Here is a 25,187-nt window from a genome sequence, read left to right as displayed (position 1 = left end):
GAGTGATAGTTATGGCCGGATATTTTGAGCTCGTTGATGCCCCCGACGGCGGGTACCGGATCAGGATGATGGACGGAAGCGGGAACCTGATGGCCATCTCGGTAACCTTTCCCACCAAGAGGGCTGCTGTGGCGGGCGTCGCGATGGCCCGGGAAATTGCCGGCACCGGCCTGATCCGGGACAAGAGCCTGGACGGGGCCGGATCGGTCATCCGCGACCGCGTGCGGCCCGTCAACTCCCCCAAGGAGGAGGCGGCCCGGCGGAAGAAAGCGCCGGAGGCACGACGGGCAGCCGTGAGCTGATGCCGGGTTCCACTCCACCCCCGGGCGGCCCGCGCCGGGGGGTCCTCTTTGACGTTGACGGGACGCTGATCGACTCGTCCTACATCCACACCGTCGCCTGGTGGGGGGCGTTCCGCCAGTACGGCCACGACGTGCCCATGGCGGCCATTCACCAACTCGTTGGCATGGGCGGCGCCCGGCTGGTGGACAATCTCCTGCCATCCGGCCGCGACCGCGGCGAGGATGAGGACATCATGGCCAGCCACGGCGCGCTGTATGCCTCGCACTGGCCCTCCCTCCGCGCCCTCGACGGGGCCAAGGAACTGTTAGGCCGGTGCCATGCAGGCGGGCTGGCCGTGGCCCTGGCATCCTCGGCGAGGGACCGCGACCTCCAGGTGATGCGGTCCGTCCTCGACGCCGACCCCTTCATCGATGCCGCCACCAGCGCGAATGATGCGGAGGAAAGCAAGCCTGCGCCGGACATCCTGGAGGCGGCCCTGGCGGCCACCGGCCTCGATGCCGCAAACGTTGTCTACGTCGGGGACGCGGTATGGGACATGAAGGCGGCGGCGGCGCTGGGGATCCCTTCCATCGGCGTGACCTGCGGTGGAATCCAGGCCGGCCAGCTGCGTGACGCCGGCGCGGCGGAGGTCTACCAGGGACCACGCGACCTGCTGGAAAACCTGGGCTCAAGTGCCATTGGCCGGCTGCTCGCGCTCCAGCCGAACGCCTGACAGCACCCCGCTTGACGGCACCCACGCCTGGCGGCGGTCATAACGGCTGGCCGCCGGGCACCGAATCCTCGTTGCCGGCGACGGCGGGCTTCGTCCACGACACCACCACCTTCACCGAGCCGTCGTCATTCCGCTCGATGTCAGTGGCCACCTCTGCTGCGGGCGCGCCCATTTCCGCGATCCGCGCGCGGTAGGTGCTGACCAGCTCAGCCAGGCTTTCTTCCGTCCATTCACCCGGACGCATGCGGGTGGAGATCTCGACTGGTTCCGGCTGGTACAGCGACATGGCATTCCTCTTTCCCGTTGTCTTTTGCCTGCCCTTCCTACGCTAGGAGCAGTCGACGGCGGTCACAAGGTTTTCATCAGCATGCTTACTTTTTTCCCCTAAAACAGATAGCGTCGAAGAAAGGGTGCCTGCAGGCGCCCTTCGCACGCCCCCGGAGAGAGCCCGGCGGCAGGACAGAGTGAAAGGGAGACTGTGAAAGCACTGACGTGGCAAGGAAAACGGTCGGTAAGCGTTGAAGAAGTACCCGATCCCGTCATCCAGGAACCGACGGATGCGATCGTCCGGATCACCTCCACCGCCATCTGCGGCTCGGACCTGCACCTCTACGAAGTCCTGGGGCCATACATGCACAAGGGCGACGTCATCGGCCACGAGCCGATGGGCATCGTGGAAGAAGTGGGAAGCGGCGTCACCAACCTCCGCAAGGGCGACCGCGTGGTGATTCCCTTCAACATCTCCTGCGGTTCCTGCTTCATGTGCAGCCAGGGCCTGCAGTCGCAGTGCGAAACCACACAGGTGCAGGAGAAGGGTTCCGGCGCGGCACTGTTCGGTTTCTCCGAGCTGTATGGATCCGTACCCGGCGGGCAGGCGGAATTCCTTCGCGTCCCGCACGCGGATTATGGCCCCATCAAGGTAGGCAGCGAGCTTCCGGATGAACGCTACCTGTTCCTTTCCGATATCCTGCCCACGGCGTGGCAGGGCGTGGAGTACGCCAATGTCCAGCCCGGTGGCACCTTGACGGTTTTCGGGCTGGGGCCCGTGGGCCAGTTCGCCACCCGGATCGGGATCCACCGCGGTTACCGGGTCATTGGTGTGGACCCGGTCCCGGAGCGGCGTGAAATGGCCGCCCGCCACGGCGTGGAAACCCTTGACTACAGCAAAGGCGTCGCCGACGAACTGCGGGAGATAACAGACGGCAGGGGCCCGAACGGCATCGTGGACGCCGTCGGTATGGAGGCGCACGGTTCCCCGGTGGCCGGCTTCGCCCACCAGGCCCTTGGCCTCCTGCCGGACAAGCTCGCACAGAAAGCGATGGAGACTGCCGGCGTGGACAAGCTGGCCGTGCTGCATACCGCAATCGACGCGGTCCGCCGCGGCGGCACCCTGTCGCTGAGCGGCGTCTACGGCGGCGAAGCCAGCCCCATGCCACTGATGACCATGTTCGACAAGCAGCTCCAGCTGCGCATGGGCCAGTGCAATGTCCGTAACTGGACGGACCAGCTCATCCCGCTGGTGGAGGACGACGCCGATCCGCTTGGCGTCATGGACCTGGTCACCCACCGCTCCGGCCTGGAGGGTGCGCCCGCCCTGTACGAAAAGTTCCAGAAGAAGGAAGACGGCTGCATCAAGGTGGTCCTCAACCCCGGCGCCTGATGCCCGGGTGTCTGTACACACAAGCAGGGGCGGTTACGGAAATCCGTAACCGCCCCTGCTCCTGTCCGGACAGGCCGGAAAACTCCTAGGTGAGCTTCACCTGGCGGTTCATGTCCTTGTAGAGCAGGTAGCGGAACTCACCCGGGCCGCCGGCGTAGCAGGCCTGCGGGCAGAAGGCACGCAGCCACATGAAGTCGCCGGCCTCCACCTCCACCCAGTCGTTGTTCAGCAGGTACATGGCCTTGCCCTCCAGGACGTACAGGCCGTGCTCCATGACATGGGTTTCCGGGAACGGGATCACGCCGCCCGGCTGGAAGGTCACGATGTTGACCTGCATGTCATGGGCGAGGTCGCTGGAGTCCGTGAAGCGGGTGGTCTTCCAGACGTCGTTGGTGTCCGGCATGGACGTGGGCGCCACGTCCTTTTCGTTGGTGACGAAGGACTTGGCCTCATAGCCTTCCAGGCGCTCGTAGGCCTTGCGGATCCAGTGGAAGGACACGATGTCGTCGGAGATGTTCTCCAGCCCCCACTGCGCGCCGGCCGCCAGGTAGGCGTAGCCGCCCTCCTCCAGCTGGTGCAGCTCGCCGTCGAGGGTCAGGTTGACCGTGCCCTTGGTGACGAAGACGACGCCCTCAACGCCTTCCTCGAACTCCGCCTTCGGCGCCCCGCCGCCGGGAGCGATTTCCACGATCAGCTGCGAGAACGTGGTGGCGAAACCGGAGATGGGGCGGGCAATGATCCAGGAGCGGGTCTTCGAGAAGCCGGGCAGGTTGGACGTGACGATGTCCGTCAGCACGCCCTTGGGGATGACCGTGTAAGCCTCGGTGACGATGGCGCGCTCGGTGGTGAGGTGGGTCTGCGGCGGCAGGCCGCCTTGCGGGTAGTAGTACTTGCCCATGAACGAAGGTCCTTTTCTTAGGAGTTTGACGTGGTGGCGAGCCGCGGGTGCGCCAGCGCGGTGAGCTGCGGAATCCCGACGCCGGCAAGCGCCTGGACTTCATCCGCACCGACTGCGCCGCACTGGACGCCGCGGAGCACGAAGGCGGCCAGGGCCCGTGCGGTGGCGGGCTCGTCCATGACGCCGCCTTCGGTCCGCTCCACATAGTTCCGCAGGCGGGCGGCGGCGGCCGGCAGGCCCTCGCGGTAGAACGCATAGGTGGCGGCAAACCGGCTGGGCAGCTGGGCCGGATGCAGGTCCCAGCCCTGGTAGTAGCCGCGTTCCAGCGACCGGCGGACCAGGCGCCCGTGCAGCTGCCAGGCGTTCTCCACGTTGTCGCCCACCGGGATGATGTTGGTGGACCCGTCGGAGAGCCTGATGCCGGTGCCGGCGACGGCCAGCTGCATGACCTCCTTGGCGAAGTCGGCCACCGGGTGCTCCATGGACTGGTACTCGGCAGAGATCTGCAGCGACGCCGAGTAGTCGTAGGTGCCGTAGTGCAGCCCGCTGATCCGGCCCGGCACGGCATGCGGCAGCTGCGCCACCGGGGAGGTGCCGTCGGGGCCGAGGATCAGCTGTGGCGTCTCCACCTGGACCTCGAAGCGGAGCCGTCCGGCGGGCAGCGAGTGGACTTCCTCCAGCCGCGACACCGCGTAGTCCATTGCCTGGACCTGGGCCACGGTGGTGACCTTGGGCAGGGTCAGGACCAGGCCCTCCGGCAGTTCGCCGGCGGCGGCGAGGCCGGAGACAAACAAGTCCAGGGTGCGCAGCCCCCGCGCACGGGTGGCCGCCTCGAAGCACTTGAAGCGGATGCCGATGAACGGGGGAGCGGACCCGGCCGAGACGGCGGCGGCCACCGCGGACGCCGCGGCAACCGCGGCGGCGTCCTCGGCGTCGTCGCCCCGGTCCCCGAAGCCGTCCTCAAAATCGAGGCGCAGGTCCTCGATAGGTTCGCTGGTGAGCTTCGCTTCCACGCGCCCGGCGACTGCTTCGGCGAGGCTGCCTTCCTGGCCCAGGAGCCGGCCCAGTGCTTCCAGGCCGCCGTGGGCGTTGGCCACAGCCAGCGCCTGGGCGCCCCAGTCGGCAGCGAACGACGGCGTGAACCGGTCCGCGGGCACGTAGACCGTATGCACGGGCTGGCGGGAGCCGTCGTCGCCCGGGTAGTTGCGCTCCAGCAGCCGGTCGGTGGCGGCCAGCTGCCCGTCGATGTGCGCGAGGTCCCCTGCGGACAGCGAGGGCCTGGATGCTGCGGCCATGCCTCAGCCCACCAGTTCGTAGGCCGGCGTGGTGAGGAAGTCCGTGTAGTCGTCGGAGAGGCAGATGTCCGCGATCAGTTCGCTGGCCGGCTGGTAGTAGCGGCGGAACGCTTCGTCGCCGAACTCCGTGCGGAGCCGTTCCGTCTCCTCGGCCAGGATCCGCTCCACCAGTTCCCTGGTCACGGTGTTGCCGGTGTCGGCCAGGACGGACTTGTTGCGGATCTGCTGCCATACCTGTGAGCGGGAGATTTCCGCGGTGGCGGCGTCCTCCATCAGGTTGTGGATGGCCACGGCACCGTTTCCGGACAGCCAGACGGCCGTGTAGGCGACAGCCACGTAGAGGTTCAGGCGCAGGCCGGCCTCTGTGACCTGGCCGTCGGCGGAGGAAACATCCAGCAGCTGCTCCGCCGTGACCGAGACGTCCGGGCGCTGCTTGTCCACCTGGTTGGGCTTGTCACCCAGCACCGAGTCGAAGACTTCGCGGCAGGTGGGGACCAGGTCCGGGTGGGCAACCCAGGAGCCGTCGAAGCCGTCGTTTGCCTCGCGGGTCTTGTCCGCCCGCACCTTTTCGAAGGCAGCCTCGGTGACTTCCGGGTGGCGCCGGTTGGGGATCACCGCGGCCATGCCGCCCATGGCGAAGGCGCCGCGCTTGTGGCAGGTCTTGACCAGGAGTTCGGTGTAGGCACGCATGAAGGGCGCGGTCATTACCACGGACGCGCGGTCCGGGAGGACGAATTCCTCGCCGGCGTCCCGGAAGTACTTGATGATGCTGAACAGGTAGTCCCAGCGGCCGGCGTTCAGGCCGGAGGCGTGGTCCCGCAGTTCGTACAGGATCTCGTCCATCTCGAAGGCGGCCGGGATGGTCTCGATCAGTACGGTGGCGCGGATGGTGCCCTGGTGCAGTCCCAGGAAGTCCTGCGCGAAGACGAACACGTCGTTCCACAGCCGGGCTTCAAGGTGGCTCTCCATCTTGGGCAGGTAGTAGTACGGCCCCTGGCCGTTGAGCACCAGCTGCTTGGCGATGTGGAAGAAGTGCAGGCCGAAGTCCACCAGCGCACCCACGGCCGGCTCGCCGTTGACCAGCAGGTGCTTCTCCTGCATGTGCCAGCCGCGGGGGCGGGCCACCACCACGGCGAGCGGCGCGTCGGTGCGGAGGCGGTACTCCTTGCCTTCCTCCGAGGTGTAGCTGAGGGTGCCCTGGGCGGCGTCCCGGAGGTTCAGGATGGCGTCGATGACGTTGGCCCAGGTGGGTGTGCTGGCGTCCTCGAGGTCCGCCAGCCACACCTTGGCGCCGGAGTTCAGGGCGTTGATGGCCATCTTCGCCGGCGAGGCGGGCCCGGTCATCTCAACCCGGCGGTCCTGCAGGGCTGCCGGTGCGGGCGCAACCTTCCAGTCGCCGTCGCGCACGTCCTTGGTTTCCGGCAGGAAATCCAGCTTGCCGGTTTCTGCCACCCGCTGCCGCTTGACGGCGCGGGCCGCCAGCAGCTCGTTGCGCGTGCCGGCGAACCGGTTGTGAAGTTCCTCCACGAAGGCCAGTGCCTTGGGCGTGAGGATCTCCTCTGCGCGTGCGATGGGCCGGGGGTCTGTGACGGTGATGGCCATTTCTGGTCCTTTCCTTTGGCTGGACGTCGGGCGGTCAGGCGGAAGCCAGTGCTGCTGCTGGTTCCAAGGCGGAATCGGCCGGTTCAGCCGTTGCAACGTGTGCGGACCGGGCGGCCGCGGCCACCGCTGCGGCAACGTCGGCAGCCACATGGGGATCGAAGACGCTGGGGATAATGTAGCTGGCATTCAGCTCATCGTCAGCCACGCGGTTGGCAATGGCCTCCGCGGCGGCCACCAGCATGTCCGGTGTGATGTCCGAGGCTCCGGCGTCCAGCAGGCCGCGGAAGAAGCCGGGGAATGCCAGCACGTTGTTGATCTGGTTGGGGAAGTCGCTGCGCCCGGTGGCCACCACGGCGGCGTGCCGGGACGCGATGACGGGATCGATCTCGGGCGTGGGGTTGGCCATGGCGAACACGATGGCGTTCTCCGCCATGGCTGCCACCTGCTCCTCGCCGATCACGTGCGGTGCACTGACGCCGATGAAGACGTCCGCGCCCACGAGGGCCTGGTGCAGGCTACCGGCAAAGCCTTCCCCGTTGGTGTTCGCGGCGATCCAGCTGCGGTGCTCATCCCCGTAGGTCTCGCCGGAGTGGATGGCACCGGAGCGGCCGGCGGCGATGATGTGCCGCGCACCCTGGGCTTTGAGGAGCTGGATGATGGCGGAGCCGGCGGCGCCGACGCCGGAGACCACGATCTTGACGTCCTCCAGCTTCTTGTCCACTACGCGCAGGGCGTTGACCAGGGCTGCGAGCGTGACGATGGCGGTGCCGTGCTGGTCATCGTGGAACACGGGGATGTCCAGCTCCTCGCGGAGCCGGTTCTCGATCTCGAAGCAGCGCGGGGCGGCGATGTCCTCAAGGTTGATGCCGCCGTAGACGGGGGCCATGGCCTTGGCGATCATGATGATTTCTTCGGTGTCCTGGGTGTCCAGGCAGACCGGCCACGCGTCCACGTTGGCGAACTGCTTGAACAGGGCAGCCTTGCCCTCCATTACGGGGAGGGCTGCGGCGGGGCCGATGTTGCCCAGGCCCAGGACGGCCGAACCGTCGGTGAGGACGGCGATGGTGTTGCGCTTGACCGTCAGGTTGCGGGCTGCCGCGGGATCCTCGGCAATGGCCAGGCAAACGCGGGCGACGCCGGGCGTGTAGGCGCGGGAGAGGTCGTCCCGGTTGCGCAGGGCTACCTTCGGGACGACCTCGAGCTTGCCGCCCAGGTGCATCAGGAACGTGCGGTCCGAGACATGCTGGACCGTGACGCCGTCGAGCGCGTCCAGGGCGTCCTTGACGCGGGCGGCGTGGGCGTCGTCGGTGGTGTTGCAGGTGACGTCCACCACCAGGGTCTCGTGGTGGGATTCGCTGACGTCCAGGGCGGTGATTGCTGCGCCTGCGGCTCCCACGGCTGCGGCGAGTTCGCTGGTGGCGCTGAAGCTTGACGGTGCTTCCACGCGCAGGGTGATCGAATTTCCGGGGCTGGGGTTCGCCATTGAATGTCCTCCTGTTGGGCCTTGGGCCGGCTGCTGCTCGGATCCGAATGTTTTCGTATTATGGATATTATTATCTACTTTATGGAAACACAACCCCTCCGATTGCGACCGGAGGCCAACGTCGCCGTGGAAACCCGCGTGCTGTATCTTGGGTGTTCTAAGCAACTCTTTTCACGATGCGGATAAGAGTTGTCGGATTCCGAGCCGTAGGAGACAACGGAATGGCAGAAAAAGCCTCTGGTGGGGTGCAGTCGGTGGAGCGCGTTTTCGAACTGCTGGAACTCATCACCGATGCCGGCGGCGACGTCACGCTCAGCGAGCTGTCGTCCTCCACGGACCTGCCGCTGCCCACCATCCACCGCCTGCTGAGGACGCTGGTGTCGCTGGGCTACATCCGCCAGCTGCCCAACCGGCGCTACGCCCTTGGTCCCCGGCTCATCAGGCTGGGGGAGGGTGCCAACAAACAGCTGGGTGCCCTGGCCCAGCCGCAGCTGAAGATCCTGGTGGACCGGCTGGGGGAGACCTCCAACATGGCTGTGCTGGACTCGGACATGGTGATCTACGTGGCCCAGGTGCCGTCGCTGCATTCCATGCGCATGTTCACCGAAGTGGGCCGGCGCGCCCATACCCATGCCACCGGCGTGGGCAAGGCCATCCTGGCCCAACTCGACGACGACACGGTCCGCGGCATCGTGGCCAGGGCCGGGATGCCCACCCCTACCGCCAAGAGCATCGGAGACGTGGACGAACTCCTGGCGGACCTTAAGCTCATCCGCGAGCGGGGATACTCCATTGACGAGGAAGAGCAGGAACTGGGTGTCCGCTGCTTCGCCATGGCAGTGCCCAACGCGCCCACCCCCACGGCGATTTCCGTATCCGGTCCCGTATCCCGGGTGGACGAGGACTTCGCCGACAAGGCCGTGCCGGTCCTCCGCGAAGCGGCCGAGGCCATCTCCCGCGAGCTCAACCGCACCTGACGCACCTGCCCTGCGCGGGCGGTGCCAACCACGCGCGACGGCGGCCCCTCCTTTCCGGAGCGGGCCGCCGTCGTCGTTTGCGTGGAAGGTCAGTGCTCTGTTGCCTTGCCGGCTGACTGGATGGGGACTTCCTTACCGTCGCAGTCGATGAGCTTGCCGTTCTCGAAGCGGTCGCCTTCGGCCAGGCACCGGAGGTCCTCCGAGCGCACCAGCCGCTCCGTGCCGGCCACGAAAACGGACTGGTTGTCCGAATTTCCGGCCCGGAGGTGGTTGAACAGCAGGTTCAGCAGGATGGCCATCACGGCGGCCGAGCTGATGCCGGAGTGGAAGATGGTGCCGAACCAGGACGGGAACTGGTCGTAGAAGGCCGGGGCGGCGATGGGGATCATGCCGAAGCCGATGGAGGCGGCCACCACGATCAGGTTCATGTTGTTCTTGTAGTCCACCTTGGACAATGTCCGGATGCCGCTGGCCGCAACTGTGCCGAAGAGCACGACGCCGGCACCGCCCAGGACGGGGGTGGGCACCGCGGCCACCACCCGGCCAAGGACCGGCAGCAGGCCAAGGACCACCAGGATCACGCCGCCGGCGCTGACCACGAACCGGCTCTTGACGCCGGTGATGGCCACCAAGCCTACGTTCTGCGCGAAGGCGCTCTGGGTGAAGGAGTTGAACAGCGGGGAGACGGCGCTGGACAGCATGTCCGCCCGCAGGCCGTTGCCGATCCGCTTGGAGTCCACCTTGGTTCCAACGATCTCGCCCACGGCAATGATGTCTGCGGAGGTCTCGGTGAGGGTGACCAGGATGACGATCAGCATGGAGATGATGGCGGCGAGTTCAAACGTGGGCGGTCCGAACGCGAAGGGGGTGGGGAAGGCGACGATCCCGCCCTGGCCCACCTTGGAGAAGTCGGCCATGCCGAACGCGACGGCAATCAGCGTGCCCAGGACCATGGCCAGCAGGATGGACAGCCGGGAGATGGCGGCGCTGCCCACCTTGCTCAACAGCAGGACGATGCCCATGGTGGCTGCTGCCAGGCCGATGTTCGCAACGCTGCCGTAGTTGGGCGCCTTGTTGTTGCCGCCCATGGCCCAGTTTGCGGCAACCGGCATCAGCGTCAGGCCGATGGTGGTGATCACCGTGCCGGTGACCACCGGCGGGAAGAACCGGATGATCTTCGAGAACAGGGGGGTGATCAGCAGTCCGATCAGGGAGGCCGCGATGACCGAACCGAAGACGGCCTGGATGCCCCCGCCGCCGTGGACGATAGCCACCATCGTGGAGACCCCTGCGAAGGAGACGCCCTGGACCAGCGGCAGCTGCGAACCGAAGAAGGGGACGCCGACCGTCTGCAGGATGGTGGCCAGGCCGCCAACGAAAAGGCAGGCCGCAATGAGCAGGCCAATGTCCTGGGAGTTCATGCCTGCGGCCGCGCCGATGATCAGGGGTGGGGCAATGATGCCGCCGTACATTGTGAGGACGTGCTGGAAGCCGTAGGCAAACATGCTTCCGATCGGGAGGCGCTGGTCCTCGGGGCGGGCGGGCCGTGCGCCTTTCTCGGCGGCTGGAGTGGCCAGTTTCTTCTTGGTGTTCATGGCAGACTTTCTTGGTTCATGGCAGACGTCATCGTCTGGCTAACGTTGTCTGGCTAACAGGTGAAGCTGTGGGGTGGCCTCGACGGGCCCAGCCGCCAATGGTGGTTGGGCCCGTCGAAACCTGTTGTCGTGCTTTAGCAGAAGCCGGCGATACCCGACCAGGCGGCCGGGGCCGCCGCAGCGTCCTCGCGCTGGACGGTGGCCTCGATCAGGCCGTACGGGCGGTCGGCCGCGTAGAAGACCTCATTGGGGTTGTCCAGGCCGAATGGGGAAAGGTCCACCAGGAAGTGGTGCTTGTTGGGCATGGAGAACTTGATCTCGTCGATTTCGCTGTGCGCCTCCAGGACCTTGGCGCCCATGTCGAACAGGGTCTGCTGCAGTGCATGGGAGTACTTTTCCGTGAAGCCTTCGAGCAGGAGGCCCTTGACGTCGTCGTAGCTCTTGTTGAAGTCCAGCGCGCTGAAATCGGTGCCGGTCTTGAAGCGCCAGCGGGCCGAAACGTCCGTTGCAAGGATGCGGTCGGTGGTCTCGGGAAGCGTGGTGTAGCGGTCCCGGGGGTAGCCGACAAAGCCGGACTGGGTGGACTTGAGGACGGTGAGGTCCTTCAGCCCGGAAATCAGGTGGCTGGTGGCCCCGTCACGGACCAGGACGGCGGTCCGGACTTCCTGGCCGTTGCGGACGAACGAGTGGTCGTGTTCGCTGCCGTGGGCCTGGATCCGGTTCCATGCGTAGGACTCGGCTTCCCAGCGGCCCCCGGTGACCCAGTCGAAGCTGGACGTGAAGTGCTCGCCGAGGCGCAGCAGGAACGCTTCCGGCGAGCCGATGCCCTCACGGGCGAAAGCGTAGATGGTGTTTTTCTGGGTGTCCGTGGCCACCACGTGGGCGTTGTCGCCCTCAAGGTGGGCCGCGGCAAAGTCGCCCCGCAGCTGCGAGGTGACGTTCAGGTCCTCGATCTCGTGGCGGTTGGTGTCGCGGGTGATCTTGACGACGCGCACTTCTGCCTTGCCGTACTGGTTTTCGCCGAGGATGATCTTGCTGCTCATGGTCTTTTCCCAACTTCCGGTAAGTGGAACCTAGGTTCCATCACTGAAATTAAGCGCGCATTTCATGCGCGTTTCCGATGGAGCCGACCCAACAAAAAAGAGCCGGCATCCGTTGATGCCAGCTCATTACGACCCTGCCTGCTGCTCCCAGGTTACGTGACGTGCGCCACGAGTTGCCTAACAGCGTACCTCCGCAAACCGGTGGTGTACATCACAAGGCCAAAAATCATTTTATGACTGCCGTATGCCCAGCCGGCCCCGGAGCACCATTGACGGAACCGTTGACGTCAAGCTGCTCCACTACCTACACTTTTCATATAGCAATAAATAAATTCCGAGATACGGAAACGCTATAGGAACAGGAGGAGCAGATGAACCCCCAGGAACAGAACCAGGTTGTGGAATTCCCGGCGCCGGGCCAGGAGTTGTACCTGCCCTTCGGAGCCAGTGATCCCGACTTCTACATTCCGGCCGACCACGAGCGGCGGTCCGGAGGCTTTTCACGCTGGCTCCGCGCCCTTCCGGTGTTCGGGCGCCGCTGACCCCGGCCGCCGCTGACCCCTGGCCGGGCGTCAGGAGCCGGGGCCTCCGGGCCACTGCTTGCCCGCCCAGGGGTCGTAGTCCGCGACGAGCTCCTCCTGGGGCGGGCGGTCCGCCTCGGGTACATGCTGCAGGTTTACCCGCACCCGGTACCAGAGCGAGCTGGATCCACGCATCCCGTCCACAAGGACATCGGCGGGCTGAAGGGCCGCCACGACTCCGGCGTGCCGGGACCTCCATTCATCGAGCGCGGCGAGCGCCTCGGGCTTGGTCCTGGTCCGGGCCACTTCGATGAGCGGCATCACCGACTGCCGGCGTCCGGATCCGTTGCCGCCGCGCGGTGCCTTCTCTGCGGGACCCAGTTTTTCGGCAAGGGCCAGGAGGCCATCGAGCCTGCCCACCGCGCCGTCAATACCCGCATGCGGATCGCCGATCTCGGCGAACCGCTCCAGGACGGTGGGCACCGTGAACTGTTCCGGCCTGGCGGTGCGCACCTCTTCCCAGGTAAGCGGCGCCGAGACCCGGGCATCGGGCAGCGGCCTGACTGAATAGGCGGAGGCCACGGTGCGGTCCTTGGCGTTCTGGTTGAAGTCCACGAACACGCTCTCGCCGCGCTCCTCCTTCCACCACCGTGCCGTGGCGAGTCCGGGAGCGCGGTTTTCCACCTCCCGGGCCAGGGTTTCCGCAGCGAGCCGGACATCGCGGTAGGACCACTCCGGGGCAATGCGCACCAGGATGTGCAGCCCCCGCGAACCGCTGGTCTTCGGCCACCCCTCCATGCCCACGTCCGCCAGGACCTCCTGCGCCACGTAGGCCACGTCCACGATCTGCGGCCAGTCCACTCCCGGCATGGGGTCCAGGTCCACGCGGAGTTCGTCCGGGTGTTCCAGGTCCTCTGCCCGGACCGGGTGCGGGTTCAGGTCAAGGCAGCCGAGGTTGATCACCCAGGCCAGGCCGGCCGCATCGCGGATCACTGCCTCCTCCGCCGAGGTCCCGGACGCGTAATGCAGCGTGGTGGTGTCAATAAAGGGCGGGTGGTTTTCCGGGACGCGCTTCTGGAAGAACGGCTCCGCGTCGATCCCCTTGGGAAACCGCTTGAGCACCATCGGCCGCCCTCCCGCACCCCGCAGCGCTCCGTCCGCCACAGCCAGGTAATAGCGCACGAGGTCAAGCTTGGTCAGCCCCGGCTGGGGGAATACCACCTTGTCCGGGCTGGAGATCCGGACCTCAACACCCTCGATATCCAGGACTTCGGCCGGCGTCTTTGACGGAGTCATGCCGCCACGGTAGCAGCGGCCAGTATCCCTGTCAGCCGTTTATCAGGCGTCGTGCCGCGGCGGAGTGCTCCGCGATGAGCCCCGCCACGTCCAATCCCGGAACCTGGCCGTCCACCACACGCCACTGGCCGCCGACCATCACCCGGTCCGCCCGGTCCGCGGCGCACAGGAGGAGGGCGGCCACGGGATCGTGGCTGCCGGAGAAACGCAGGTCGTCGAGCCGGAAGAGTGCCAGGTCCGCCTGCATCCCGGGTGCCAGCTGGCCCAGTCCGGTTCTGCCCAGGACCGCGGCGGATCCGCGGGTGGCCCAGCCCAGGGCCCGTTCCACCGGTACGTCGGCCCCGTACCGCAGCCGCTGGAGGTAGAGGGCCTGCCGCGCTTCCAGGATCATGTTGGAGGCGTCATTGGATGCCGAACCGTCAACGCCCAGCCCCACCGGAACTCCGGCGTCTTCCAGTTCCAGGACCCGGGCGGTGCCTGACGCCAGACGCATATTGGAGGTGGGGCAATGCGCCACCGCGGTCCCCGCGGCACCCAGCCGGGCGATCTCCGCGTCGCTGAAATGGATGCCGTGGCCCAGCCAGGTGCGGTCCGTCAACCAGCCGACGCTGTCCAGGTAGTCCACCGTCCGCAGCCCGAACATCTCCCGGCAGAAGTCCTCCTCGTCGAGGGTTTCTGCCAGGTGGGTGTGCAGCCGGACGTCCAGCCGCCCGGCGAGGGCCGCGCTTTCGGCCATGATCTCCTTGGTTACCGAGAACGGGGAGCACGGCGCCAGCGCAATCTGGATCACCGCGTCATCGCCGCGCTCGTGGTACCGGCCCACCAGGCGCTCGCTGTCCGCCAGCACCACTTCCGGGGCCTGCACGGTGGACTGCGGCGGCAGGCCGCCGTCGTCCGTTCCCAGCGTCATGGACCCGCGGGTGAGGGTGGCCCGCATGCCCAGCCGGCGCACCGCCTCCACTTCAATGTCAATGGCGTCCTCAAGGCCCGCGGGAAAAAGGTAGTGGTGGTCGGCAGCGGTGGTGCAGCCCGAGAGCAGCAGTTCGGCAAGGGCCACCGTGGTGGCCAGTTCCAGGTCTTTCGGCGTCAGCCGGGCCCACACCGGATAAAGGTTCTGCAGCCACGGGAACAGCGGGGCGTTGGCCACCGGACCCCAGGCCCGGGTGAGGGTTTGGTAGAAGTGGTGGTGCGTGTTGACCAGGCCCGGCAGCAGGACGTGGCTGCCGGCGTCGAACGTTTCGGTGCAGGGCGCGGCCGGCTTCTGCCCCGCTGCCAGGACTTCTTCAATCACTCCGCCGTTGACCACCACGCCACCCGAGGCGTCAAGAGTGTTGGCGGTGAAGGCGGCCAGGGGGCTCCGGATCCACAGGCGGGAGGCGGGCGCTGGATGGGGCTGGGGCATGGGATGTCCTGTTCTGGGCGCAGTGGCAGTTGTTCCAGCTCAGTGAGGCCCTGTCTGCTGATCCAGGTGCCCGCCACCTGCAGGCAGGACGGGTGGGATCAGACTAGGAAAACGCCTCCACCTGCGTCAATGGACGTGATTGTCACTGCGTGGCGGCATCCGCCGTGAAGGCGTCGAAACATGGATTTCACATTGCGAAATTAAATTTCCAGAAAACTATGGCGCAGCCCACAAAGCGGTGCTAATCTCGATTCTGCCAAAGGCGGGCGCCCCTCCTCGGGGAAGCTATCTACCAGGCGCAACTTAACCTTCACAGCACATGCTGAAGCCTGGTAACCGTTCGCACCTGGTTCTACTGGTACTGCACGGCATCAGGCTTCCCGGCAAAAGGAAGTCGCATCATGAGTACCACCGTCACGGCCGAACAATTTCTGGCCCGCTCCATCCGGCTGGCAACGGCCAACGTCCTTAACAGCGGAGGCCCGTTCGGCGCCATGATCGTCACGGCGGACGGCCAAACGTTCGACGGCGTCAACCGTGTCACAGCGGACAACGATCCCACCGCCCACGCCGAAGTCACCGCCATCCGCACCGCCTGCCGCGAACTGGGCACCTTCGACCTCAGCGGCGCAGTCCTGTACACCAGCTGCGAGCCATGCCCCATGTGCCTGGCGTCCGCACTTTGGGCCCGGGTGGGCCGCGTGGTCTACGCCGCGGACCGCCACGACGCCGCCTCCGTCGGCTTTGACGACGCCGTCTTCTACGAATACTTCGAAAACCAGGACAGGGACTCCCTGATGCCGGTATCCAAACTGGAGCTGGGCGATCCCCAGGCCCCGGCACCACTGGAGCCGTTCAACACCTGGAACACGCTCGAATCCAGGATCGACTACTAGGCGGCTGGGATGACCATCCTGGACCATTCCCACGAGGAGCATCCGGCTCCAACCACCAGCACCTCCCGGCGGGCGCCGCGCACTTCGGCACAGGGACCGCACGTCCCGCTGCCGCCGGCCCCGGAATCCTTCCTGGACCGCTTCTTCCAGGTCACCCGGCGCGGCTCAACCCTTGCCCGCGAATTCCGCGGGGGCCTGGTCACCTTCTTCACCATGGCGTACATCGTCATCCTGAACCCCCTCATCCTCGGCGGGTTCAGCGCGGACAACGCCCCCACCGACGTCGCCGGGGGCTGGCTATCCGCAGCCCAGGTGGGTGCCGTCACCGGCCTCACCGCCGGCGTCATGACCATCCTCTTTGGGCTCATCGCCAACCTGCCCTTCGGACTTGCCGCCGGCCTGGGCATCAACTCCTTCCTGGCCGTCTCGGTGATCCAGGAAGTCACCTGGCCCGAGGCCATGGGCCTGGTGGTGATCAACGGCATCCTGATCGTCCTCTTCGGCGTCACCGGCGCCCGGACCGCCATCTTCCGGGCAGTGCCCAAGGAACTGAAGGCCGCCATCACCGTGGGCATCGGCCTGTTCATCGCCTTCATCGGCTTCGTGGACTCCGGCTTCGTCCGGCCCACGGCAGGCGGTCCGCCGGTCCAACTGGGCGACGGCGGCTCCATCACCTCGGTACCCACGCTCGTCTTCGTCATCGGCCTCCTTGCCATGGGGATCCTGGTGGCGCGCAAGGTCCAGGGCGGCCTGCTCATCGGCATCGTCGGCACCACCGTGCTGGCCGCCGTCGTGGAAGCCGTCCTGAAGCTTGGCCCGGCCAGCGCCACCAACCCCGGCGGCTGGCACCTGAACACCCCCGTCCTGTCCGGCCGGCTGGTCTCGGCACCGGACCTCGGTTTGGTGGGGCAGTTCGACCTGTTCGGCTCGTTCGCCCGGATCGGCGGCCTGGCCGCCACCATGCTGGTGTTCACGCTGGTGTTCACCAACTTCTTCGACGCCATGGGAACCATGACCGGCCTGGCCAGGAGCGCCGGCGTCGCCCACAAGGACGGCACGTTCCCGCGGCTGAAAGCGGCCTTCATCGTGGAAGGCTTCGGCGCCGTGGCGGGCGGGGCAACCTCCGGTTCCTCCAACACCGTGTACATCGACTCCGCCGCCGGCATCGGCGAAGGGGCACGGACCGGCCTGGCCTCGGTGGTCACCGGCGTGCTGTTCCTCGGCTCGATGTTCCTCACCCCGCTCACCAGCGTGGTGCCGCTCGAGGTCGCGGCCGCCGCCCTGGTGGTGGTGGGGGCGATGATGATGGCGCAGATCCGGGAGATCAAGTTCACCAAGTTCACCGTGGCCCTGCCGGCATTCCTGACCATCGTCACCATGCCGCTGACCTACTCGATCGCCAACGGCATCGGTGTTGGCTTCGTGAGCTGGGCCGTCATCGGGGCTGCGTCAGGCAAGGCGAAGAAAATCCATCCGCTGATGTGGGTGGTGAGCATCGGGTTCCTGGTGTACTTCGCCCGCGGTCCGATCAACCACCTGCTCGGAGGCTGAGCTTGCCCCAGCCACACCGGGGGCCGGGCCAACCCTTGGCCCGGCCCCTGCCAGGACCGACAATGGACACCACCGCCGCGCGGAAGAAGGAGTGCCGCCATGCTTGACCTGATCCCTTCGCTGGGCCCGTGGCTGCACCGGCTTGCAGACGGGCAGTTCGCCGTTGCCACCATCGTGGCGGCGTCCGGTTCCGTGCCCCGGCCGGTGGGAACATCCATGCTGGTCACCGAATCCGGCGAGGTGCTGGGCAGCCTCTCCGGCGGCTGCGTGGAAGGCGCCGTGGTGGTGCTCGCCCAGGAGGCAATGGACGACGGCGGCCCGCGCCTTGAGTCCTACGGGTTCAGTGCCGCCGACGCCTTCGCCGCCGGGCTCACCTGCGGGGGACGGCTGGACATCCACATCCAGCCGGTGCCTGCCGCGGTTCCGGCCGAACCCGCCCATCCGCTGCGCACCGCCCTGCTGCAACTCGCCGAACCCGGCCCGGACCAACCCATGGCCCTGGTACGGCTGCTGGGCAGCCCGGGAGGCGCCGCCGTCGTACTGCACCATCCCGCCACGGCCGGCGTGGCCGCATCCCCGGAGCTGTCCTTCCTCCAGGGGGAGGCGGCACTGCAGGTGGAGGCCATCCTGCGCCTCGGTGGCACCGGACTGGTCAGTATTCCCGGGGCAGGGGACTGTCTGCCAGACCGGACAGCGCAGCCTATGGACGGGTCCGCCGTCCTCGTGGAGTCGCGGCTGGCCCCGCCGCGGATGCTGGTGTTCGGCGCCAACGACTTCGGCGCGGCGCTGGTACCGGCTGCGAAGCTGCTGGGCTACCACGTGACCCTGGTTGATGCCCGGCCCGCCTTCGCCAGGCAGCCCCGTTTTGCCGCCGCCGACCAGGTGGTGGCCGAGTGGCCGCACCGGTACCTGGCGGCGGAAGCGGCTGCGGGCAGGACGGACCACCGCACCGTGGCCGCCGTCCTGACCCATGATCCGAAGTTCGACATCCCGTTGCTGGAAGCCGCGCTGGCCCTGGACCTCGCCTACGTTGGCGCCATGGGCTCCCGCCGGAGCCACCTCCAGCGGGTGGGCGAACTCCTCAGCGCGGGTGTCCCGCCGGAGCGGATCGCCCAGCTGCACTCACCCATCGGGCTGGACCTTGGTGCCGCCACCCCCGCCGAAGTGGCGGTGTCCATCACCGCGGAAATCATCGCTGCCCGCAACCGCGCCGCCAGCTGCCTGCCGCTGCGCGAAACCTCCGGCACCATCCACCCCCACCCCGCGCCCACGCCGGCGCCTACAGACTCTGACAAGCAGGAGATTGCATGGACATGAACACCATTGAAGCGGTGGTCCGCACCACCGACCCCGCGGAATGGCGCGACGGCGACGCCTGGCTTGCCGGCGGGACGGTCCTTTTCTCCTACGGCAGCTACGCCTTCGGGCCCCAGCCGCTCAAACGGCTCCTGGACCTCGGCGCCGCAGGCTGGACGCCCATCACCGTCACCGACGACGGGATCGAGCTTGCCGCCACCTGCACCATCGCCGGGCTGTACAGCCTTCCCGGGCTTCCGGATGTGTCGGACCGCGGCTGGCGGGCGCTGGACCTGGTCCGGGCATGCTGTGACTCCTTCGTGGCTTCCTTCAAGGTGTGGAACATGTCCACCGTGGGCGGCAACCTCTGCACCTCGCTGCCCGCCGGGCCCGTCATTTCGCTTTGCGCCGGACTGGACGGCACAGCCACCCTCATCGCACCGGATGGCGGCAGCCGCACCCTTCCGGTGGCGGACTTCATCACCGGCGACGCGAAAAACGCCCTGGCACCCGGTGAGCTGCTCCGCAGCGTCCACCTCCCGGCGTCGGCCCTTTCCGCCCGCGTGGCGTTCCGCCGCCTGTCCCTGAGCAACCTGGGCCGGTCCGGCGTGCTGCTCATTGGAAGGCTCGACGGCGGCACCTCCCTGGTGCTGACCGTCACCGCCGCCACCAAGCGGCCCGTGCAGCTGCGCTTCGACGCGCTGCCGGACGCGGACCGGCTGGCGGCCGGACTCGATGACCATATTCCGGCGGAGCTCTACCACGACGACATCCACGGGCTGCCCGCCTGGCGCCGCGACATGACGTACCGGCTGGCCGAGGAAATCCGCGGCGAGCTGGCAGCGCCGCAGGGAACGCCGGGACTGGCTGTGTCCGGGGACTTCTGGCCGCCCCGGACCGGCGGGATGCCGGGGCCCGGGCCCACAACTCTTTCGAAAGGGGCCTGAGCATGGCCATCGAGATTAACGGAATTTCCGCGGACGCGGCACCCCGTCCCGGGCAGTGCCTGCGCACGTTCCTGCGGGAGCAGGGAAACCTTGGGGTAAAGAAAGGCTGTGACGGCGGCGACTGCGGTGCCTGCACGGTGCACGTGGACGGCACCCCGGTCCACAGCTGCATCTACCCGGCTGTCCGGGCGGAGGGCCATGCCGTCACCACTATCGAGGGGCTCGCGGGTGCCGGCGGCCCCGACGGGCAGCTCCACCCGGTGCAGCAGCAGTTCCTGGAGCGCCAGGGCTTCCAGTGCGGCTTCTGCACGGCCGGCATGGTGATGACGGCCGCCACCTTCACAGATGAACAGAAGGAGAACCTGCCCCGGAACCTCAAAGGCAACCTCTGCCGGTGCACCGGCTACCGTGCCATCGCGGATGCCGTCTGCGGGGACGCCGGGCGCCCGGATCCCCAGGGGCCGGGCTCCGGCATCGCAGGGGACGGGCAGCCGGATCCGGAGCCGGGCCGGCTGGGCGATGACGTCCCGGCGCCGGCCAGCCGCGCGGTGGTCACGGGCGCTGCCCGGTACACCCTGGACGTGCCGCCGGAGCAGCTGCAGGGGCTGCTGCACCTGAAGATCCTCCGTTCGCCCCATGCCCACGCGCGGGTGGTGTCCATCGACAAGGCTGCGGCGCTGAGGGTTCCCGGCGTGGTAGCCGTCTTCACCTCCGAAGACGCCCCGGAACAGCTGTTCTCCACCGCACAACACGAGCTGTTCACGGACGACCCCGATGACACCCGGGTGCTCGATGACGTGGTCCGGTTCATTGGGCAGCGGGTGGCCGCCGTCGTGGCTGAATCGGTGGGCGCCGCGGAAGCCGGCGTCCGTGCCCTCCGGGTGGACTATGAGGAACTCCCGGCGGTCCTCTCACCGCAGGATGCACTGCTGCCCGGCGCCCCGCTGGTCCACGGTGGCAAGGATGCTGCAGGCTCCCGGATCGCCCGGCCTGAGCGGAACGTGGTGGCGGAGCTCCACTCGGAGCTGGGCAGCGTGGCCGACGGTTTCGCTGCCGCCGACTTCATCCACGAAAAGACCTACCAAACCCAGCGGGTCCAGCACGTGGCACTGGAAACCCATGCAGCCATCGCCTCGGTGGACGCTGAAGGACGGCTGCAGGTGCGCACCTCCAGCCAGGTCCCCTTCCTGGTCCGCCGCACCCTGTGCCGGATCTTCGGCCTGGAAGAGGACAAGGTGCATGTGGTGGCCGGCCGCGTGGGCGGCGGGTTCGGCGGCAAGCAGGAAGTGCTCACCGAGGACCTCGTGGCGCTCGCGGCCCTCAAGCTCGGGCGGCCCGTCCAGCTGGAACTGACCCGCACCGAACAGTTCACCGCCACCACCACCCGGCACCCCTTCACCATCAAGCTGAAGGCCGGAGCCAGCAAGGACGGGAAGCTGACGGCCCTGGAGCTGGACGTGGTGACCAACACCGGCGCCTACGGAAACCACGGCCCCGGCGTCATGTTCCACGGCTGCGGCGAATCGCTGGCGGTCTACAACTGCGCCAACAAGAAGGTGGACGCGCATTCTGTGTACACCAACACCGTGCCGTCCGGAGCTTTCCGCGGGTACGGGCTGAGCCAGATGATCTTCGCCGTCGAGTCCGCCATGGATGAGCTCGCCGCCGGGATCGGCATGGACCCGTTCGAGTTCCGCCGCCGGAACATGGTCCGGGAAGGGGACCACATGCTGTCCACCCAGCCGGACCCGGAAGAGGACGTCCATTACGGCAGCTACGGGCTGGACCAATGCCTGGACCTGGTCAGGGACGCGCTGGACCGCGGCCGCGAACGCTACCGGCAGGCCGGCCTTGAGGACCTGGGGCCTGACTGGATGGTGGGCGAAGGCACGGCCCTGTCCATGATCGACACCGTGCCGCCGCGCGGCCACTTTGCCCATTCAAGGCTCCGGCTCCTGCCGGACGGAACGTACCAGGCCGACGTCGGGACCGCCGAGTTCGGGAACGGCACCACCACGGTGCACGCCCAGCTTGCCGCTACCGCCCTCTCCACGGAAGCGTCCAGGGTGGCGGTGCGGCAATCGGACACGGACCTGGTAGAGCACGATACCGGCGCCTTCGGCTCGGCCGGCACCGTAGTGGCCGGCAAGGCCACCCTCGCCGCAGCAGAGGAACTGGCCGTCCGGATCCGTGCATTCGCCGCCGGCATCCGGCAGACCCAGGCGTCCGCCTGCGTCCTTGAGGACGACGTCCTGGTGGTCGACGGGACTCCCGTGGCACTGTCTGAACTGGCCCAGGCCGCGGAGAGTGCCGGCGTCGAACTCGCCGCCGAGGGGCGCTGGGGCGGGACTCCGCGCTCCGTCGCATTCAATGTGCACGGCTTCCGGGTGGCGGTGAACCGCGGCACCGGCGAGCTGAAGATCCTGCAAAGCGTGCAGGCGGCCGACGCCGGCGTGGTGGTCAACCCGCGGCAGTGCCGCGGCCAGATCGAAGGTGGGATCGCCCAGGCCCTTGGCGCCACGCTCTACGAGGAGGTGGTGGTGGACGACGCCGGGAAGGTCACCACGGACATCCTGCGGCAGTACCACATCCCTACTTTTGCGGACGTGCCGCGCAGCGAGGTGTACTTCGCGGACACCAACGACAAGATGGGGCCGCTGGGGGCCAAATCGATGAGCGAAAGCCCCTTCAACCCGGTGGCGCCGGCGCTGGCCAACGCCATCCGCAACGCCACGGGCGTGCGCTTCGCGTCGCTGCCAATTGCCCGGGACCGCATCTACCTGGGGCTGAAGGAGGCGGGGCTGGTGCCCAAGCTCGAGCACGCCCGGTCATAACGCCGGGGCCCTGCCCGCACCGTGCGTGCGGAAGGCCCAAAAGGTGTTCGCAGCGGGGCAACCTGACTGCGGGTTGCATCGTTGCATATAGTCAGGGGATGGAACAGCGGATTTTAGGCAAGACCGGACGGAACGTCTCCATCGTGGGGCTCGGCACCTGGCAGCTCGGCGCGGACTGGGGCAACGTGGACCCGGCACAGGCGCAGGCCATCCTCGCCGCCTCCGTGGAGGCCGGGGTCACCCTCTTCGACACCGCAGACGTGTACGGCGACGGCAAGAGTGAGCAGGCTATCGGGAAGTTCCTGGCGGACAACCCGGGCCTCGGCGTCACGGTTGCCACCAAGATGGGCCGCCGGATGGAACAGCGGCCGGAAAACTACAGGCTGGCCAATTTCCGCCAATGGGTGGACCGCTCAAGGAAAAACCTGGGCACGGACACCCTGGACCTGGTCCAGCTGCATTGCCCGCCCACCCCGGTCTACAGCAACAACGAGGTCTACGACGCCCTGGACACCCTTGTGGCCGAAGGCGCCATCCGTAACTACGGCGTCAGCGTGGAGCGGACGGACGAGGCCCTCGAAGCCATCCGCCACGAGGGAACTGCCTCGGTGCAGATCATCCTGAACGCCTTCCGGCTCAAGCCGCTGGACGAGGTGCTTCCGGCCGCCAAAGCGGCGGGGGTGGGCATCATCGCCCGCGTGCCGCTGGCGTCCGGCCTGCTGTCCGGGAAGTACTCGAAAGAGACCACCTTCGCGGAGAACGACCACCGGAACTACAACCGCAAGGGCGAGGCGTTCGACGTTGGCGAGACTTTCTCCGGCGTGGACTACGAACTGGGCCTGAAGGCCGTGGCGGAGTTCGAACAGCTGGTGCCGGAGGGCGCCACCACCGCGCAGGCGGCCATTGCCTGGATTGCCGCGCAGGACGGCGTCACCTCGGTGATCCCCGGCGCGCGCAACGTGGATCAGGCCAGGGCGAACGCCGCTGCGGCCACGGTCAGCATCAGCGAAGAGTTCGACGCCGGCGTCCGCTGGATCTACGACCACTACTTCCGTGAGGCCATCCACCCCCGCTGGTAAGGCAGCACCTGTGGGCGGCAGGGAGTTGAACGATGACCAAGACGTCGGACTACCGGGCGGTCCTGGAAGCGCTGCCGTCGGCGCAATGGGAGGCGTACCTCCGCGCCGAGTCAGGATTGCCGGGGCCGCGCGGCAACCTTGAACTGGTTGCGGCGTTCGCCGACGTGGCGGATCCCGGCCTCATCCGACGGCTCGTTGACAGTCCGGACGAGTACCTTGCCATGTGCGCTGCTGTCGGCCTCGGCCGCCTGCTTGCCGCGGGTGACCAGCGCGCCGCGGAAACACTAAGGGTCATGGCGGAGGACGGGCGCTGGCGGGTTCGTGAAGGTGTTGCCATGGCCCTGCAGCGGCTGGGAGACGCGGACATGCGGGCACTGTGGGCGTTGGCCAGGGAATGGGTGGACGGGAAGCCCCTGGTCCAACGTGCCCTTGCAGCCGGGGTCTGCGAACCACGGCTGCTCCGCGTACCGGAAGATGCAGCCAAGGCAGTGGAAACCCTCGACCGGATCACGGCGTCGGTCGAAGGAACCGGCCCGGAATCGCGGAAGCTGGATCAATTCCGCGTGCTGCGCCAGGGGCTCGGCTATTGCTGGAGCGTTGCCGCGGCCGCTTCCCCTGCCCTGGGCTTCGCGCGGCTGGAGCGGTGGGCAGCCAGCCAGGACAAGGATGTCCGCTGGATCGTGCGCGAAAACCTTCGGAAAGCCCGGCTGTCCCGCGCGGACGCACCGGCAGCGGAACGCGTTGCGGCGGTCCTGGACCACTCCGGCGGATGACAGCGCCAGCAATTCAAGCCTTCGTTGAGCGGCTGGCCGCCGTCGAGGCCGGGCCGGCCTGCAACAACTTCTTCAACCGTTCCGTCCCGGCGAATGAGCTGCGCCGGCGCAACCTTGAGATCTACCTGCAGGAAATGCTGGACCGGCGGCCCAGGGTACTGCTGGTGGGTGAGGCCCCGGGCTTTAGGGGCATGCGGATCACGGGCGTGCCCTTCACCAACAGGACCATCATCGAAGGTCCCGTCAACAGGTTTGGACTCTTCGGCCCCGGCAAAGGCTATGTGCTGCCGCCGGACGCCGCGGGAATAGCCGCCGAACCTACTGCAACGGTGCTGTGGCAAGTCCTCGAAGAAGTGGACATCGTACCGCTGCTCTGGAGTGCTTTCCCCTGGCACCCCCACCAGCCCGGCAAGCCCTTGTCCAACCGCACACCAAAACCCTCGGAAACCAAGCTCGGAACATCCTTCTGGCAGGAGCTCGCGGAGATCTTCGGGATCAGCTCCATCGTGGCAGTGGGAAATGTGGCCCAGCACAGCCTGCAGCGCAGCGGCCTGGCTGCCCCTAAGATCCGGCATCCTGCCCATGGCGGCCGGTCCGGCTTCAAGCGGGGACTCGAGGAGTTGCTTGAGGGAAGGCTGCAGGATTGACCTGACTCTTCACGGCCAGAATGTCGGACCCCCTTGCCATGATGGGTTTATGGGGAAAGCGGCGGTGGTGAGGGCGTTCGAGGAGATCCGTGCTGCCCTTGCTGTGCTTCAGGCTGAGGNCTGGATGAGGCCATGGCGGGAGAAGACCGCAAACTCCTGCAGGATGAAAGATGTCGGACCCCCTTGCCATGATGGGTTTATGGGGAAAGCGGCGGTGGTGAGGGCGTTCGAGGAGATCCGTGCTGCCCTTGCTGTGCTTCAGGCTGAGGTGGATGGGGAGGGTCTGGAGGCGTTCGCGGATGCTGATGCGGTTTCTGATCCGCTGGCCGGTTTGGCGGATGGGTGCCTGGACATCCTCGCCGGGGCCCGGGAGGTCG

The 25,187-nt window shown here is 67.3% G+C and carries 22 protein-coding genes and 1 pseudogene; 14 read left to right on the top strand and 9 right to left on the bottom strand.

The features are described 5' to 3' along the window. Window positions 1-11: 11 nt before the first annotated feature. Window positions 12-302, top strand: a complete 291-nt coding sequence (locus ASG79_RS12235; RefSeq protein WP_018770571.1) for a hypothetical protein — start codon at window positions 12-14, stop codon at window positions 300-302. Next, window positions 302-1,015 (top strand): HAD family hydrolase, encoded by a 714-nt coding sequence (locus tag ASG79_RS12230; RefSeq protein WP_056391421.1) that lies wholly within the window; start codon window positions 302-304, stop codon window positions 1,013-1,015. The genes ASG79_RS12235 and ASG79_RS12230 overlap by 1 nt, the downstream gene beginning before the upstream one ends. Window positions 1,016-1,052: 37 nt before the next feature. Here the strand turns inward: ASG79_RS12230 and ASG79_RS12225 are convergent, their stop codons facing one another. Beyond that, window positions 1,053-1,301 carry a hypothetical protein gene (locus ASG79_RS12225; protein WP_056391418.1) on the bottom strand — a complete coding sequence of 83 codons (249 nt, stop codon included), beginning with the start codon at window positions 1,299-1,301 and terminating at the stop codon, window positions 1,053-1,055. A 192-nt stretch (window positions 1,302-1,493) separates the two neighbouring features. Between ASG79_RS12225 and ASG79_RS12220 the strand changes: the two genes are divergently transcribed. Continuing rightward, window positions 1,494-2,675 carry a zinc-dependent alcohol dehydrogenase gene (locus tag ASG79_RS12220; RefSeq protein WP_056391415.1) on the top strand — a complete coding sequence of 394 codons (1,182 nt, stop codon included), beginning with the start codon at window positions 1,494-1,496 and terminating at the stop codon, window positions 2,673-2,675. Between the two features lie 85 nt (window positions 2,676-2,760). Here the strand turns inward: ASG79_RS12220 and ASG79_RS12215 are convergent, their stop codons facing one another. The 4 genes from ASG79_RS12215 to ASG79_RS12200 are packed head-to-tail and all read right to left on the bottom strand — an operon-like array spanning window position 2,761 to window position 7,953. Beyond that, window positions 2,761-3,573, bottom strand: a complete 813-nt coding sequence (locus ASG79_RS12215) for a bifunctional allantoicase/(S)-ureidoglycine aminohydrolase (protein ID WP_018770567.1) — start codon at window positions 3,571-3,573, stop codon at window positions 2,761-2,763. Between the two features lie 17 nt (window positions 3,574-3,590). Continuing rightward, window positions 3,591-4,868 carry a DUF6986 family protein gene (locus ASG79_RS12210; RefSeq protein WP_056391412.1) on the bottom strand — a complete coding sequence of 426 codons (1,278 nt, stop codon included), beginning with the start codon at window positions 4,866-4,868 and terminating at the stop codon, window positions 3,591-3,593. Between the two features lie 3 nt (window positions 4,869-4,871). Beyond that, window positions 4,872-6,470 carry a malate synthase A gene (gene aceB, locus ASG79_RS12205; protein ID WP_056391409.1) on the bottom strand — a complete coding sequence of 533 codons (1,599 nt, stop codon included), beginning with the start codon at window positions 6,468-6,470 and terminating at the stop codon, window positions 4,872-4,874. A 34-nt stretch (window positions 6,471-6,504) separates the two neighbouring features. After that, entirely contained in the window at window positions 6,505-7,953 is a 1,449-nt protein-coding gene (locus ASG79_RS12200) for an NAD-dependent malic enzyme (RefSeq protein ID WP_056391405.1), read from the bottom strand. 221 nt (window positions 7,954-8,174) lie between these two features. Between ASG79_RS12200 and ASG79_RS12195 the strand changes: the two genes are divergently transcribed. Then, window positions 8,175-8,930, top strand: coding sequence for an IclR family transcriptional regulator (locus ASG79_RS12195; RefSeq protein WP_018769696.1), 756 nt, complete (start codon window positions 8,175-8,177; stop codon window positions 8,928-8,930). An 89-nt stretch (window positions 8,931-9,019) separates the two neighbouring features. Here ASG79_RS12195 and ASG79_RS12190 read toward each other — a convergent pair whose 3' ends face one another. Together ASG79_RS12190 and pucL are read right to left on the bottom strand one after the other, a co-directional pair. Further along, window positions 9,020-10,525: a nucleobase:cation symporter-2 family protein gene (locus tag ASG79_RS12190; protein WP_056391402.1), complete on the bottom strand. Its 1,506-nt coding sequence runs from the start codon at window positions 10,523-10,525 to the stop codon at window positions 9,020-9,022. Window positions 10,526-10,659: 134 nt separating this feature from the next. Then, a complete protein-coding gene (pucL, locus tag ASG79_RS12185) occupies window positions 10,660-11,568 on the bottom strand; it encodes a factor-independent urate hydroxylase (protein WP_018769698.1) in 909 nt (302 codons plus the stop codon). Window positions 11,569-11,939: 371 nt separating this feature from the next. Here pucL and ASG79_RS23850 point away from each other — a divergent pair, with 371 nt between their 5' ends. Then, on the top strand, window positions 11,940-12,110 hold the full coding sequence (locus ASG79_RS23850; RefSeq protein ID WP_018769699.1) for a hypothetical protein: 171 nt from the start codon (window positions 11,940-11,942) through the stop codon (window positions 12,108-12,110). A gap of 30 nt (window positions 12,111-12,140) precedes the next feature. On the opposite strand, the gene ligD is transcribed toward ASG79_RS23850, so the two are convergent. Together ligD and ASG79_RS12175 are read right to left on the bottom strand one after the other, a co-directional pair. Next, a complete protein-coding gene (gene ligD / locus ASG79_RS12180; RefSeq protein WP_056391399.1) occupies window positions 12,141-13,385 on the bottom strand; it encodes a non-homologous end-joining DNA ligase in 1,245 nt (414 codons plus the stop codon). A 31-nt stretch (window positions 13,386-13,416) separates the two neighbouring features. After that, entirely contained in the window at window positions 13,417-14,787 is a 1,371-nt protein-coding gene (locus ASG79_RS12175) for an 8-oxoguanine deaminase (protein ID WP_018769701.1), read from the bottom strand. Window positions 14,788-15,188: 401 nt separating this feature from the next. Here ASG79_RS12175 and ASG79_RS12170 point away from each other — a divergent pair, with 401 nt between their 5' ends. The 9 genes and pseudogenes from ASG79_RS12170 to ASG79_RS24130 form a co-directional block, all read left to right on the top strand. Next, on the top strand, window positions 15,189-15,683 hold the full coding sequence (locus ASG79_RS12170; protein WP_018769702.1) for a nucleoside deaminase: 495 nt from the start codon (window positions 15,189-15,191) through the stop codon (window positions 15,681-15,683). Window positions 15,684-15,692: 9 nt separating this feature from the next. Further along, window positions 15,693-17,234: an NCS2 family permease gene (locus ASG79_RS12165; protein ID WP_056391396.1), complete on the top strand. Its 1,542-nt coding sequence runs from the start codon at window positions 15,693-15,695 to the stop codon at window positions 17,232-17,234. Window positions 17,235-17,333: 99 nt separating this feature from the next. After that, on the top strand, window positions 17,334-18,551 hold the full coding sequence (locus tag ASG79_RS12160; RefSeq protein WP_018769704.1) for an XdhC family protein: 1,218 nt from the start codon (window positions 17,334-17,336) through the stop codon (window positions 18,549-18,551). Then, window positions 18,542-19,477 carry an FAD binding domain-containing protein gene (locus ASG79_RS12155; protein WP_018769705.1) on the top strand — a complete coding sequence of 312 codons (936 nt, stop codon included), beginning with the start codon at window positions 18,542-18,544 and terminating at the stop codon, window positions 19,475-19,477. Before ASG79_RS12160 ends, ASG79_RS12155 begins: the two co-directional genes overlap by 10 nt. A 2-nt stretch (window positions 19,478-19,479) precedes the next feature. After that, window positions 19,480-22,311, top strand: coding sequence for a molybdopterin-dependent oxidoreductase (locus tag ASG79_RS12150; protein ID WP_056391393.1), 2,832 nt, complete (start codon window positions 19,480-19,482; stop codon window positions 22,309-22,311). A 98-nt stretch (window positions 22,312-22,409) separates the two neighbouring features. Next, the gene (locus ASG79_RS12145) at window positions 22,410-23,390 is read left to right on the top strand and encodes an aldo/keto reductase (protein WP_056391390.1); all 981 of its coding nucleotides are present in this window, start codon (window positions 22,410-22,412) and stop codon (window positions 23,388-23,390) included. 32 nt (window positions 23,391-23,422) lie between these two features. Further along, complete coding sequence (locus tag ASG79_RS12140) at window positions 23,423-24,163, top strand: HEAT repeat domain-containing protein (RefSeq protein WP_056391387.1); 741 nt, start codon at window positions 23,423-23,425, stop codon at window positions 24,161-24,163. Continuing rightward, a complete protein-coding gene (locus ASG79_RS12135; protein WP_056391385.1) occupies window positions 24,160-24,810 on the top strand; it encodes a uracil-DNA glycosylase in 651 nt (216 codons plus the stop codon). The genes ASG79_RS12140 and ASG79_RS12135 overlap by 4 nt, the downstream gene beginning before the upstream one ends. Before the next feature lie 199 nt (window positions 24,811-25,009). Further along, window positions 25,010-25,187: pseudogene (locus ASG79_RS24130) on the top strand (endonuclease); the annotation flags it as partial.

It is taken from the genome of Arthrobacter sp. Soil761 (assembly GCF_001428325.1).
In the GTDB taxonomy this organism is placed as follows: domain Bacteria; phylum Actinomycetota; class Actinomycetes; order Actinomycetales; family Micrococcaceae; genus Arthrobacter.
This window is presented reverse-complemented; position numbering and strand designations above follow the sequence as displayed.

Excerpts from the sequence above, each read along its gene's own strand:
- ASG79_RS12235 (WP_018770571.1), top strand. The coding sequence starts at position 12 with ATGGCCGGATATTTTGAGCTCGTTGATGCCCCCGACGGCGGGTACCGG.
- ASG79_RS12230 (WP_056391421.1), top strand. The coding sequence starts at position 302 with ATGCCGGGTTCCACTCCACCCCCGGGCGGCCCGCGCCGGGGGGTCCTC.
- ASG79_RS12225 (WP_056391418.1), bottom strand. The coding sequence starts at position 1,301 with ATGTCGCTGTACCAGCCGGAACCAGTCGAGATCTCCACCCGCATGCGT.
- ASG79_RS12215 (WP_018770567.1), bottom strand. The coding sequence starts at position 3,573 with ATGGGCAAGTACTACTACCCGCAAGGCGGCCTGCCGCCGCAGACCCAC.
- ASG79_RS12210 (WP_056391412.1), bottom strand. The coding sequence starts at position 4,868 with ATGGCCGCAGCATCCAGGCCCTCGCTGTCCGCAGGGGACCTCGCGCAC.
- aceB (WP_056391409.1), bottom strand. The coding sequence starts at position 6,470 with ATGGCCATCACCGTCACAGACCCCCGGCCCATCGCACGCGCAGAGGAG.
- ASG79_RS12200 (WP_056391405.1), bottom strand. The coding sequence starts at position 7,953 with ATGGCGAACCCCAGCCCCGGAAATTCGATCACCCTGCGCGTGGAAGCA.
- ASG79_RS12195 (WP_018769696.1), top strand. The coding sequence starts at position 8,175 with ATGGCAGAAAAAGCCTCTGGTGGGGTGCAGTCGGTGGAGCGCGTTTTC.
- ASG79_RS12190 (WP_056391402.1), bottom strand. The coding sequence starts at position 10,525 with ATGAACACCAAGAAGAAACTGGCCACTCCAGCCGCCGAGAAAGGCGCA.
- pucL (WP_018769698.1), bottom strand. The coding sequence starts at position 11,568 with ATGAGCAGCAAGATCATCCTCGGCGAAAACCAGTACGGCAAGGCAGAA.
- ASG79_RS23850 (WP_018769699.1), top strand. The coding sequence starts at position 11,940 with ATGAACCCCCAGGAACAGAACCAGGTTGTGGAATTCCCGGCGCCGGGC.
- ligD (WP_056391399.1), bottom strand. The coding sequence starts at position 13,385 with ATGACTCCGTCAAAGACGCCGGCCGAAGTCCTGGATATCGAGGGTGTT.
- ASG79_RS12175 (WP_018769701.1), bottom strand. The coding sequence starts at position 14,787 with ATGCCCCAGCCCCATCCAGCGCCCGCCTCCCGCCTGTGGATCCGGAGC.
- ASG79_RS12170 (WP_018769702.1), top strand. The coding sequence starts at position 15,189 with ATGAGTACCACCGTCACGGCCGAACAATTTCTGGCCCGCTCCATCCGG.
- ASG79_RS12165 (WP_056391396.1), top strand. The coding sequence starts at position 15,693 with ATGACCATCCTGGACCATTCCCACGAGGAGCATCCGGCTCCAACCACC.
- ASG79_RS12160 (WP_018769704.1), top strand. The coding sequence starts at position 17,334 with ATGCTTGACCTGATCCCTTCGCTGGGCCCGTGGCTGCACCGGCTTGCA.
- ASG79_RS12155 (WP_018769705.1), top strand. The coding sequence starts at position 18,542 with ATGGACATGAACACCATTGAAGCGGTGGTCCGCACCACCGACCCCGCG.
- ASG79_RS12150 (WP_056391393.1), top strand. The coding sequence starts at position 19,480 with ATGGCCATCGAGATTAACGGAATTTCCGCGGACGCGGCACCCCGTCCC.
- ASG79_RS12145 (WP_056391390.1), top strand. The coding sequence starts at position 22,410 with ATGGAACAGCGGATTTTAGGCAAGACCGGACGGAACGTCTCCATCGTG.
- ASG79_RS12140 (WP_056391387.1), top strand. The coding sequence starts at position 23,423 with ATGACCAAGACGTCGGACTACCGGGCGGTCCTGGAAGCGCTGCCGTCG.
- ASG79_RS12135 (WP_056391385.1), top strand. The coding sequence starts at position 24,160 with ATGACAGCGCCAGCAATTCAAGCCTTCGTTGAGCGGCTGGCCGCCGTC.